Source organism: Syntrophorhabdaceae bacterium (assembly GCA_036504895.1).
Lineage (GTDB): Bacteria > Desulfobacterota > Syntrophorhabdia > Syntrophorhabdales > Syntrophorhabdaceae > PNOM01.
This window is the reverse complement of sequence record DASXUJ010000095.1, coordinates 1-12,136: the sequence shown is the minus strand read 5'-3', so window position 1 is coordinate 12,136 and position 12,136 is coordinate 1. Positions and strand designations below refer to the sequence as shown.

Sequence of the window (12,136 nt, the reverse complement as noted above, 5' to 3'; positions counted from 1 at the left end):
AGGGATGATGGAAGAACTGCGCGCCCTGATCGCCTTCTCGAGGCTCAAGGGCCTTGGAATGGCAAGAAAGAGGCGCCTTCTTGAGGAGGTTTCCTTAATCGCGCCGGTTTTTGAAGGGCGCGTGCCGGCCGGCGATCCCATATTGACCAGGGAAATCGCATCTTTCGAAGGATGGAAAGCCATCGATGAGGAGCTGGCACAACTGGGCGATATGGGGGCGGAAGCGCTCACCATAAGGGATGACCTCTATCCGGCCGCGCTTAAGGCCATTCCCGACCCTCCCCTGGTCCTTTTTAAAAAGGGTCCTCTGAGGACGGATAGCCCCGCCCTCGCGATCGTCGGTTCGAGACGAGCTACAGAGGAGGGCATGCGCCTCGCGGAAAAAATAGCCGACACCCTCTCAAGCGTCGGCATCACTATCGTGAGCGGCCTCGCGCGCGGCATAGACGGCGCCGCTCACAGGGGAGCGCTCGCCGGCAGGGGAAAGACCCTCGCCATTCTGGGATGCGGACTCGACATTGTATATCCCTCCGAGCATGGCCGCCTTTTACGGCAAATAGGCGAAGAGGGCGCGGTATTTACCGAATACGGCCTCGGAGAGAGGCCCTTGTCAGGGCATTTTCCCGAGAGAAACAGGATCATCGCGGGCCTTGCCAAGGGCATCCTCGTAATAGAAGCCACCGAAAAGAGCGGCTCCCTCATCACCGCGCGGCTCGGAATTGAGTACGGGAAAAGCGTAATGGCAGTCCCGGGAAGCATATTCAGCGACGGAAGCAAAGGGACGAATGCCCTGATCAAACAAGGCGCAAGGCTCGTGGACACGATCGAGGACATAATCTCCGAATGCTTTCCGGAGATTCGGATCGGGAACAAACTACCGATTGATATGAGTGAGAGGGAAGGTTATATTTATTCAATTGTCGGCCACGGGAAGATCCATGTCGATGAAGTGATAGAAAAAAGCAATATGGGCGCAAAAGATGTGATGGCGATTCTCACCTTGCTCGAGATGAAGGAAGCGGTGCGAGAGGTCGCCGGGGGCTTTTATATCAAGAAATGATCGTCCCTTGCAAAGTAAAGGATGCCCCGGGAGGCAGGATATAAATGGGTAAGTCGCTTTTGATCGTCGAGTCACCAACAAAGATGAAAACGCTTTCAAAATTTCTGGGTAAGGATTTCACCATAAAGGCAACCTACGGTCATATCAAGGACCTTCCCAAGAGCGCCATGGGGGTGGATGTCGAAAAAGGGTTTAATCCCCATTTCGTTCTGGTTAAGGGCAAAAACAAGGCCGTTGACGAGATCAAAAAAGCCGGCAACCTTGCGGATACTATCTACATCGGGTCCGACCCTGATCGCGAAGGTGAAGCGATCGCATTTCACGTAGCAGAGCTGGTAGGAAAAAAGAAGAACGTGCAGCGAGTCCTCTTCCATGAAATTACGAAAAAAGGGGTGCTCGATGCCCTGAAGAATCCTACTGCTCTGGATGCATCAAAATACGATGCACAAAAAACGAGAAGGATTCTTGACCGGCTGGTCGGGTACAAGATAAGCCCTCTTCTCTGGGAAAGGGTCAGCTATGGACTTTCGGCAGGTCGCGTGCAGTCGGTGGCATTGAGGCTGATCTGCGACCGGGAAGAAGAGATAGAGAGCTTTGTAAAAGAAGAATACTGGGTCATCGAGGCAGAACTCGAGCTTCCCTCAGGAGAGCGCTTTAAAGCGATTCTGGAAAAGAAAGGTGACGCAAAGATCAGGGTCGCCTCCAAAGGCGAGGCCGAGGCGATAAAGAAAGCAATAAAGAATAATAATTTCGTCATTTCAAATATTCAGATAAAAGAAAAGAATGTTTTGCCCCAGCCCGCTTTTATTACCAGCAGGCTTCAGCAGGAGGCGTCAAGGAAACTGAAATTCTCACCCAAGAGAACCATGATGCTCGCTCAGAAGCTTTATGAGGGAGTGGATATGGGGGGCGAAGAAGGTCTTACGGGTCTTATCACCTACATGAGGACCGATTCCGTGCGCGTTTCCGATGAGGCGGTAAAAGGCGCCCGGGAGCTTATCGGCGGCACTTTCGGGAAAGAATACCTTCCGAAGGCGCCTCACCTTTTCAAGAATAAGAAATCGGCCCAGGACGCCCATGAAGCGATACGTCCCGCCGAAGTTCACATCACGCCGGAGAAGGTGAGGCCTTTCCTGGACAAAGACCTCTTCGCTCTCTACGACCTTATATGGAAGAGGTTCATCGCCTCTCAAATGGCGCAGAAAAGGCTGAAAACCAAGGTTGTGGACATCAAAGCAGGTGAGTATATCTTTGTCGCACGGGGCTCCCACGTCCTCTTCGACGGCTTTACGAGAATATACGAAGAAGAGGCAGTCACGGCTCCGGGTGAGGATGGTGAAAAGGCAGAGCAGACTGCCTATCTGCCCGATATGAAATCAGGCACCCCGCTCACCCTCGCCGATACCGTGCTCAATCAGCGCTTTACTATGCCCCCTCCCAGATATACGGAGGCGTCTCTCATTAAGACACTCGAGACAAGGGGAATCGGCAGACCGTCGACGTATGCTACCATCATCACCACGGTCCAGGATCGCTCGTACGCGAAAAGAGATAAAGGCAAACTCATACCCACGCCCCTTGGCATCACGGTAAACGGTCTCATGAAGGGCTTCTTCCCCACCATAGTGGATGTCGACTTTACCGCAAAACTCGAAGAGAAACTGGATCAGATTGAAGGCGGAAAAGCGAATTGGGTCTCTTCCCTCGAAAAATTTTACGCCACTCTCCAGAAGGAGCTGCTCCTGGCGCAGGAAGGCATGAAAAGTCTCAAGAAAGAGGAGAAGGAGACAGACATACTTTGCGAGCAGTGCGGCAAGAACATGCTGCTCAGGTGGGGCAAGAACGGGGAATACCTTATATGCAGCGGAAAACCCGCATGCAAGAATAAAAAAAATGTGAAAGTAGACAGCTCCGGGGCTATTCACGTAGTAGAGCAGGAAGTAAAAGGCACGTGCAGCGAGTGCGGCGGCAATCTCGTCGAAAAGACCGGCAGATTCGGCCGCTTTCTCGCGTGCAGCAATTATCCCGACTGTAAGCACACAGAGCCCTATTCTCTCGGCTTTGCCTGCCCCAACGAAGAATGCACCGGCAAGCTTGTCGAAAAAGTATCGAAGATAAAGAAGAAGTTCACGGCATGCTCGCGGTACCCCGATTGCTCCTTTGCAACTAATGCGGAGCCTGCGGAGGGTCCGTGCCCCGAATGCGGGGCGCCGACGCTCTTTCTCCACAGAAAGATGCTCTCATGCCTGCGGAAGGGCTGCGGATGGAAATCAAAGTAATCGGAGGCGGCCTTGCAGGGGTTGAAGCCGCCTTTCAGATAGCCCGCCAGGGACTCAGGGTAACCCTGTGCGAGATGAGACCCCATACCTCCACGCCTGCCCATAGGACCTCACTTCTTTCGGAGCTTGTATGCAGTAATTCACTGAAATCGAAAGACCTCTCGAACGCTCACGGCCTCCTGAAAGAGGAGCTGCGTCTCCTCGGCTCCATTATTCTGAGTGCGGCCGATCGGGCAGCCATTCCGGGCGGTAAGGCCCTTGTGGTGGACAGGGGCGAGTTTTCGGGGCTGATAACACGGGAGATAGAGGCCAACCCCCTGATCGATGTGATCCGGGGTGAAGTGACGGAGATCCCTTCCGGAGTAGCGATAATCGCCACAGGCCCGCTCACGAGCGATAGTCTCGCGGAGAGGATCGGCGCCCTCACGGGTGCGGAAAACCTTTCTTTTTTCGACGCCATATCCCCTATCATCGACAGCGAGACGGTAGATATGGAGAAGGCGTTCTTCGGCTCCCGCTATATGGACCACACAGACGACTACCTCAACTGTCCCCTCACCCAGACAGAATACGATGCGTTTATCGATGCCCTTATAGGAGCCGAGCGGGTAAGCATGAGAGATTTCGAGAAGACGCCTTACTTTGAGGGCTGTCTCCCCATTGAGGTCATGGCTGAAAGGGGGAGGAAAACCCTTGCCTACGGCCCCATGAAGCCGGTGGGGCTATCTCATCCCGATACCGGCAGGAGACCCTATGCCGTTGTCCAGCTAAGAAGGGAAGACGCCGCCGGAAGCATGTACAACATGGTGGGGTTCCAGACAAAGCTGACATACGGAGAGCAGGAGCGGGTGTTCCGGATGATTCCCGGTCTTGCCCGCGCCTCTTTTTTGCGTCACGGCAGCGTACACCGTAATACCTATATCAACTCCCCATCGGCACTTACGCGCGGTCTCAGTCTCGCAGCCATGCCGAATCTCTTTTTTGCCGGCCAGATCACCGGCGTGGAAGGGTATATGGAATCAACCGCCATGGGACTTCTCGCGGGTATCTCGGCCTGTAATTTCATAAGGGGCATCCCTTTCGAGCCCCCCGGGCCGGACACCTGCATCGGCGGTCTCGTGCGCTATATCACTACGGAGAGAAAACATTTTCAGCCCATGAATGTAAATTTCGGCCTTATGCCCGAGTATAACAAGAAGGAAAAGGAGAGAATAATCCGGCAGGCCCTGGATTCGATAGGCTTCTGGATGGAGAAACGGGTCGCCCCGCGTCCCGATGATGGAGATCAGGATGAAACAAGAGATTGAAGCGCTGAAAGAGAAGGCCCTACGGGGAGAAATCGACACGTCCGACGTAATGGCATTATATGGAAAGGGCATGGAGAATCCCTTCCTCCTCATGGCCTATGCTTCCGAGTTGAGGGAATTTTACAAAGGACAGAAGATCAGCCTTTGCGCCATTATAAACGCAAAATCAGGCGTCTGCCCGGAAAACTGCAGGTTTTGTGCCCAGTCGGCCCATTACGAGACCGATGCGCCCGTCTATCCCCTGGTAAGCGCCGATGAGATATTTGCAAAAGGGCGCGCGGCCCACGAGGCAGGCGCTCATTTCTTCGGCATCGTCACGAGCGGCACTTCCGTGATCGCAAAAGAGGAATGGGATACAATTTATGAAGCCATCGAACGTCTGAATCATATAGGCATCAAGCCCTGCGCATCTTTAGGGCTTCTCGACCGGGAAATGGCACGGGGCCTCAAGGACGCCGGGCTCTACAGATATCATCATAATCTGGAGACTTCGCGGAGCTTCTTCCCCCATATCTGTTCCACCCATGAATACGATGAGGACACGGGAAGCGTGACGGCCGCTAAAGACGCGGGACTGACCGTCTGCTCCGGGGGGATCATAGGACTCGGCGAGACAATGGAACAGAGAATAGAGATGGCCATGACCCTCAGGGAGCTCGACGTCGATTCGGTGCCGATCAACATCCTGAGCCCCATTCCGGGAACGCCCCTGATGGATGCCGCGTCCCTGACCCCGCTGGAGGTCCTTTTGACCGTTTCCCTTTACCGGTTCATTCTCCCGAAGAAGGATATCAAACTGTGCGGAGGCAAGGAGAGAAACCTGAGACAGCTCCTGCCCTTGGGAATAATCGCGGGATGCAACTCTTTCATGACGGGAAATTACCTTACTACCGAGGGCAGAGGCACTGTTGCCGACCTTGAAATGATACGCGACCTGGGCCTCACGCCCTCGCTCCCTTAAGGGCCCCGGCGCGACGGACCGCCTTTTGTCCGCCTATCCTACCACGGTCCCGAGCTTGAAGATGGGCAGGTACATGGCGATAATAAGCCCCCCGAGCACCACGCCCAGGAAGAGCATGATCATGGGCTCCATAAGGGCCGTGAGATTTGTTACCATCGTATCTACATCTTCCTCATAGAAATCGGCCACTTTATTGAGCATGTTATCGAGTGCGCCTGTCGACTCGCCTACCTGGACCATCTGGACGACCATGGGCGGGAATACCCCGCTTTGCTCCAAAGGCTCCGACATGCTTTTCCCCTCGCTGATCCGAAGTCTTGCGGTGACGAGGGCGTCCTCCACAATCCTGTTGCCTGCCACCCTCGCCACGATCGTGAGACTGTCGAGTATGGCCACGCCACTTGAGAGGAGGGTGGAAAGAGTCCTGGTCACCCGCGCCACCGAGGCTTTTACGGCCAAAGTGCCAAAAAGGGGCATCTTAAGTATCAGTCTGTCTATTTGCCTTCTTCCTTTCTCCGTCCGATAATATCTCCTGAACAGGAAATAGAGCCCGACTACCACGCCTGCCAGGATGTGGATCGTCGATTTGACCATTCTGCTCAAGGCAACCACAAACGCGGTGGGCGCGGGCAGGGTAGCTCCCATGTCTTTGAACATCGTCTCAAAAACGGGTATCACAAAGATCAGGAGGACCATTACTACGCCGATGGCAACCACGATTATGCTTATAGGATAGATCATCGCCGACTTGACCTTCTTTTTGAGCTTCTCCGTCTTCTCCATATAGGAGGCGAGACGGATAAGGACCGTGTCCAGCGTGCCGCCCTCCTCGCCCGCTACCACCAGATTTACATAAAGAGCGTCAAAACATTGGGGATAGTCCCTAAGGGCGTCGGCGAAACTGGATCCCCCCTCGATCTTCTCTTTTATCTCCTCGACGATTATTTTGAGGTTTTTATCCTCTATCTGGCTTGAAAGGATATCGAGGGACTGGACCAGGGGGAGGCCGGAGGTAATCATGGTAGCGAGCTGACGGGTAAAGAGAACGACACTCAGGGTCTTTACTTTCTTCTTTTTCCCCTTCGCCCGGGATTTGGACGCATCTTTCCTCTCGTTCCATTTGACGAGTATAATCCCGTCTTTTCTGAGCTCTGCCCTGAGGGCCGCATGTGACGGAGATCCGGAAACGCCGGTTCGCGTCTCACCCTTTAAAGTTTTCCCTTCCCATTCAAATAAGGTCATGCAGGCCGCCTGTTTTCCTTCATATCATGTCACTCTATTTTTATACTTTTTCCGATAGATGATACAATGACCATCGTCACTTTCGGAGAAAAGAAACAGAGGGCCGGCGCCCCGAAGGGAAGCCGGCCCTCTGAATCCGTCATTTTCAGCCTAATCTCTCATGACCGCATAGAAGGTCGCATTCTCCCTGGTGATGAGCAGCACGATCCCTTCCTTGATGTTCGCTTTCTTCATGGCCTCCTTAAAATCAGTCAGGTTTCGGACAGGCTTTCTCGCGATCTCCTTTATTACGTCTCCCGACCGTATATCTGCATTCTGGGCGGCGCTCCCGGGTTGAACGTCCGTTACTATGACGCCTCTCTTATCCTTCAGGTTCAGATGCTTTGCAATATCAGGATTGATATTCTGAACCACGAGGCCGAAGAAATCTTTATCTACCTCCGGTTTTTTCGATGTAAGGACACCCTCCTCCTTCATCTCTCCGATCACTAAATCCACATCCATCTGCTTCCCGTCCCGCAAAATGCCTATCTTTACCTTCTTGCCGATTTCCGTGGCGCCTACAAGTCGCGGTAACTGCTCCATCTCCTTTATCGGTTTTCCGTTATAGGATACGATCACATCACCCCTTTTAATTCCCGCCTTATCAGCGGGACCCTGTTCGGATACATCGGCCACGAGCGCCCCTTCCGTCTCCTTGAGACCGAAGCTTTTTGCAATCTCAGGCGTTACTTTCTGTATCACCACGCCGATCCAACCCCGTACCACCTTTCCCTTACTCTTAAGCTGGGGCAGGAGCTCCTTGACCACGTTGATCGGTATCGCAAATCCTATGCCCTGTCCTCCCGAGAAGATGGCGGTGTTTATTCCCACCACCTCGCCGGCAAGATTGAACAGGGGGCCGCCGCTGTTCCCGGGATTGATCGACGCGTCGGTTTGAATGAATTCATCGTAAGGGCCCGCGCCGATGATCCTGCCCTTCGCGCTCACAATACCCTGAGTGACGGTGTGCTCAAGGCCGAAGGGATTGCCGATTGCAACAACCCAATCCCCCACGTCCAATTTATCGGAATCGCCGAAGGGTGCAACGGGAAAGACCTGCTTGGCAGTTATTTTTATGAGTGCGATATCGGTTTTGGGATCTTTCCCTATTACGGTGGCGTCATACTCTTTTCCGTCGGTGAGTTTTACTTTTATGCTCTGGGCCCGCTCGACCACGTGATTATTGGTAAGGATATACCCTTCCCTGTCGATAATGAAGCCCGATCCGAGACTTCGTTGCTTAGACTCTTTTTGTGGCATATCTCCAAAAAATTTCTCGAAGAAATCTTCCCCGAAGAAATCCCTGAAGCCCCCCTGGGGCCCGCCGGCCCCCGGGCCGAGATTAGGTCCTTTCCTGACCGTGGTGGTGCTGATATTGACGATGGCAGACCTGACCTGTTTCACGAGAGGACCGAAGCTGGGCAGTCCCTTGTCATAAGCCACGGTCCTGACCGGCAACCTGCTCGCGTCAAAGGACGTCTCTTTGGAGACAACCTTGCCCCTTACGTACACAAAAACGAGCGCCATACACAAGAGCGCAACAACAGTCACTTGCCATCGTTTGTTTCTCATGATTCCCTCCGCTTAAATAGGCAATTTTATGGAAAACAGGCTCCCGTTCCGGACCTGGCTTTCGACTTGGATCGAGCCCTTATGAGCTTCCGCTATCCACTTGCTGATGGATAAACCCAAGCCTGTGCCGCCTTCCCTCCTTCTCGACCTGTCCGCTTGATAGAATCTGTCGAACACATACCTCAAATCCTCTTCTCCGATCCCCGGGCCATTATCCTTCACATTTACCCGCACATAGCCGCCGTTCGCAAAAGACGAGACCGCCACCTGACCACCGGGCTGGGTATATTTTATCCCATTCTCCACGATATTAAGGAACATTCTCCTGAGCTTCAGCTCGTCGCCCCTCACCTTTGCCTCACCCAGCTCGCCCACGGAAAGCTCTATACCCTTTTTATCGGCAAAAATCTGCATATCGCTGCACACTTCGATTATGAGGTCTCTGAGCGAAACGTCTTCGAGATTGAGGCGCACATCTTTGGGATCCGCCTTTGAGAGGAAAAGGAGATCGTCTATGATCTTGGACATCCGGTCAACCTCCTCGAGGCTGCTCTTCAGAAGGTTCTTGTAGTCCTCTGTTTCCCTGTCCTTCCGCAATGCGACTTCGGTTTCACCTTTCAGGATCGTGAGCGGGGTCTTAAGCTCATGAGAGACATCGAGGCTGAATTGATTGATCCTGCTGAAGGATTCCTTCAGCCTCGCGATCATGGCGTTAAAAGTTTCCGCAAGCCGCGACAGCTCGTCTTTCCTTCCTTTGACATCTATCCTCTCATCGAGATTGGTGGACGAAATCTTTACCGCCGCCTTTCTTATCTGATCGACCGGCTTCAATGCCTTTTTAGCGAGAAAATATCCAACCAGAATGGTGGCGCATAAAGAGGTGGGGATACCCACCACAAGAATGAGAAGAAGCTTCGTCATCGTCTCGTCGAAGTCTTCCAGGGAGGTGCCGACCTGGATAATGCTCGTCACCTTCTTGTTTTCGACGATGGGGAAGGTAATCATTCTGAGCCGCGGACGCCTCTCGCCGATCGTCTCGTATGCGATTTCCCCTTTTAAAGCCTTCTGCAAATTTTCAAAGCTGGCAGGCACCGAATCCGTCTCGATATCATTCATCTTCGCCCCTATTTTACCGGAAGTATCGATGATCTGCACCAGCTTCCCCTTGGGCCTTCTCCCCAGCACGTTCTCGAGGTACCGCTCAAAATTTCCGAAGACACTCTGGGTATGGGATTCTGTCATAGATGAAGACAAAACCTGGGCTATGGATGTTATTTTGGCATCGATGCTCTTCTGAAGTCCATTCTGAAAATAGATATAAACTCCCGACGAGAAGACCACGAGAATGAGCGCAAGTATGGCTCCATACCAGAGCGTCAGTTTCCATTTTATGGGGAGGTTAAATTTATTCATCACCTTCTCTAAGAATGTAGCCGGTGCCCCTTACCGTATGGATATACCTTCTTGCGGAGACGGAATCGAGCTTTTTTCTGAGAAAGTTGACATATACGTCGACGATATTCGTCGATTCCCCCTTGCTTTGCCATACATATTCGGCAATCTCGTTCCTCGTGAGCGGCCTTTCCACATTCTTGAGCATAAACTCCATAATGAGAAACTCTTTCTCCGTGAGCTCGATCTCTTTGGAATCGACACTTAACCTGCGGTTATAGGGATCCAGGATCACATGCCCATATTCGAGCAGCCGTGATTCCGCCTGTTTGCTCCGTCTAAGGAGGGCCCTTATTCTCGCGAGGAGCTCATCGAAGGAAAAGGGTTTGGTAAGATAATCGTCACTTCCCGTATCAAGCCCCTTTACCACGTCTTCTTTGGCGGTTTTCGCCGTGATGATGAGAACGGGAGTAATGGACCCCCACGAGCGCATCCGCCGAAGCACCTCGAGCCCGTCGATTTCGGGTATCATCAGATCGAGGAGCACGATATCATAGGAAGCCCCCTTAAGGGCCTCGAGTCCCTTAAGCCCGTCATAGGCCACATCGACATCATACCCTTCTTCCTCAAGGCCCCTGCTCACAAAACTCGCGACCTTGACCTCATCCTCGATAACAAGCACTTTCATCGCCATATTATATATTAACTAAAACAAAAAATCCCGCAATAACAACTCGAGGAACAGTCTCTAGTCTCTAGTCGAAGCCAAGGCAGTAAAAACCTGCAGAGGCGAAAAGAAGCCTGCTCGTCTATTAGAAGGAACAGGCGGCGCTTATGAAGGGCATTCCCCATAGAGTGGTCCCTCGTGGTGTAGCTCGCACGCGAGCGAGAGGGGGCGACGTGAGCCCCTAGAATAGAAAGGGCAGTCTCTAGTCTCCAGTCGTTAGTCGAAGCCAAGGCAGTAAAAACCTGCAGAGGCGAAAAGAAGCCTGCTCGTCTATTAGAAGGAACAGGCGGCGCTTATGAAGGGCAATTCCTCTATGAGTGGTCCCCCGTGTCGTAGCTCGCACGGCGAGCGAGAGGGGGAGGCTCCGCGGGCTGCTGCCCGTGGAGGGGGCGACGTGAGCCCCTATGGGTTGTGCGACGCAAGCCCCAATAAAATGCGCCCGTAAAGCGTGTATGCGTTGAAGCGAAAAAAGGGAAAAGAAACCGGTCCTCCCGCGTCAGCCTAGCCCGCACAGCGGGCGAGAGGGGGAGGCTCCGATAGCCTTTGCTATCGGAGGGGGCGACGTGAGCCCCATTAAATGCTTTGACAAACCCCCATGAAACCTGTAAGTATAAAAAGGTTGCCGATCAAATTCTATGTGCGGGAGTAAGGCCCCGGTTCCGGGAAGATATCCCCCACGCGCTATTCTACAATTGGAGGTACTGTGAGTCTATGAGCCTTTTGGAAGCCTACATCATCACCTTTACGGCAAGTTTCTGCACCCTCGTCATAGAGATGGTGGCCGGACGCGTCTTGGCCCCCTTCGTAGGTGTTTCGATCTATACGTGGACGAGTATTATCGGCGTGATTCTGGCGGGCATCAGCATAGGCGCCTATATAGGCGGGAAACTCGTTGACCGGTTTCCCGAAAGGAAGACCCTGGGATGGCTTCTACTTCTTTCGGGTATTTTGACCCTTGCCATAATTCCTCTTACTTTCGCAGTCGCTTCTTACCGTTTCCCCCTCTCTCTCATGCTGCGAATTTTTCTTGTCACCACCATCATCTTTTTCATTCCCGGCTGCGTGCTCGGCACAATCAGCCCCGTAGTGGTGAGGCTCACTCTCAAAAATCTCGATAATGCAGGAAATGTAATTGGAAAGATATATGCCCTCTCCACGCTCGGGGCTATCATCGGTACCTTTATTACAGGCTTTTTTCTCATCTCATGGATGGGAACCCAAAAGATTATATTCCTCATGGGCATAATCCTGCTTTTGGCTGCCCTCTTCTCCGGCTCCCTCTTTAAAACGAAGAAGAGCGTGGCCCTTTTTGTCATCATCGCTTTTTTCGGCATGTGGGGCGTCCATCATTTCCTCTACAAGGTGCCCCTCCGGCAGGGCGTAAAGCTTTACACGGAGAGCGACTATTTCACCATCAAGCTCATCGACACCATAAGCCATGACCGGACCACGCCGCTTAAGGCGATGGTCCTCGATAATCTTATTCACTCCTACGTATGCCTCGAAAATCCCCTTCATATAGAATATGATTACGAAAAGATCTATTCCGATGTG

Annotated in this window: 9 protein-coding genes; 5 read left to right on the top strand and 4 right to left on the bottom strand. The window is 52.7% G+C overall.

The annotated features are described in order from the left end of the window. Positions 1–4 precede the first annotated feature (4 nt). Genes dprA through bioB form a run of 4 tightly spaced genes read left to right on the top strand, consistent with a single transcriptional unit; the run spans position 5 to position 5,607 of the window. Positions 5–1,060, top strand: coding sequence for a DNA-processing protein DprA (dprA, locus tag VGJ94_13555; protein HEY3277639.1), 1,056 nt, complete (start codon positions 5–7; stop codon positions 1,058–1,060). 44 nt (positions 1,061–1,104) lie between these two features. After that, a complete protein-coding gene (topA, locus tag VGJ94_13550; GenBank protein HEY3277638.1) occupies positions 1,105–3,339 on the top strand; it encodes a type I DNA topoisomerase in 2,235 nt (744 codons plus the stop codon). Beyond that, positions 3,324–4,646 (top strand): methylenetetrahydrofolate--tRNA-(uracil(54)-C(5))-methyltransferase (FADH(2)-oxidizing) TrmFO, encoded by a 1,323-nt coding sequence (gene trmFO / locus VGJ94_13545; GenBank protein HEY3277637.1) that lies wholly within the window; start codon positions 3,324–3,326, stop codon positions 4,644–4,646. The genes topA and trmFO overlap by 16 nt, the downstream gene beginning before the upstream one ends. Continuing rightward, positions 4,630–5,607, top strand: a complete 978-nt coding sequence (gene bioB / locus VGJ94_13540; GenBank protein ID HEY3277636.1) for a biotin synthase BioB — start codon at positions 4,630–4,632, stop codon at positions 5,605–5,607. The genes trmFO and bioB overlap by 17 nt, the downstream gene beginning before the upstream one ends. A 33-nt stretch (positions 5,608–5,640) precedes the next feature. Here bioB and VGJ94_13535 read toward each other — a convergent pair whose 3' ends face one another. The 4 genes from VGJ94_13535 to VGJ94_13520 all read right to left on the bottom strand — a co-directional run bounded on the left by VGJ94_13535 (position 5,641) and on the right by VGJ94_13520 (position 10,543). Next, positions 5,641–6,849 (bottom strand): type II secretion system F family protein, encoded by a 1,209-nt coding sequence (locus VGJ94_13535; protein HEY3277635.1) that lies wholly within the window; start codon positions 6,847–6,849, stop codon positions 5,641–5,643. A 150-nt stretch (positions 6,850–6,999) separates the two neighbouring features. Then, positions 7,000–8,463 carry a DegQ family serine endoprotease gene (locus tag VGJ94_13530; GenBank protein ID HEY3277634.1) on the bottom strand — a complete coding sequence of 488 codons (1,464 nt, stop codon included), beginning with the start codon at positions 8,461–8,463 and terminating at the stop codon, positions 7,000–7,002. A gap of 12 nt (positions 8,464–8,475) precedes the next feature. After that, the gene (locus VGJ94_13525; protein HEY3277633.1) at positions 8,476–9,876 is read right to left on the bottom strand and encodes a heavy metal sensor histidine kinase; all 1,401 of its coding nucleotides are present in this window, start codon (positions 9,874–9,876) and stop codon (positions 8,476–8,478) included. Then, entirely contained in the window at positions 9,869–10,543 is a 675-nt protein-coding gene (locus VGJ94_13520; protein HEY3277632.1) for a response regulator transcription factor, read from the bottom strand. Before VGJ94_13520 ends, VGJ94_13525 begins: the two co-directional genes overlap by 8 nt. 750 nt (positions 10,544–11,293) lie before the next feature. Between VGJ94_13520 and VGJ94_13515 the strand changes: the two genes are divergently transcribed. Next, positions 11,294–12,136 (top strand): fused MFS/spermidine synthase (locus VGJ94_13515; protein ID HEY3277631.1); only part of this gene is annotated, 843 nt, incomplete at its 3' end.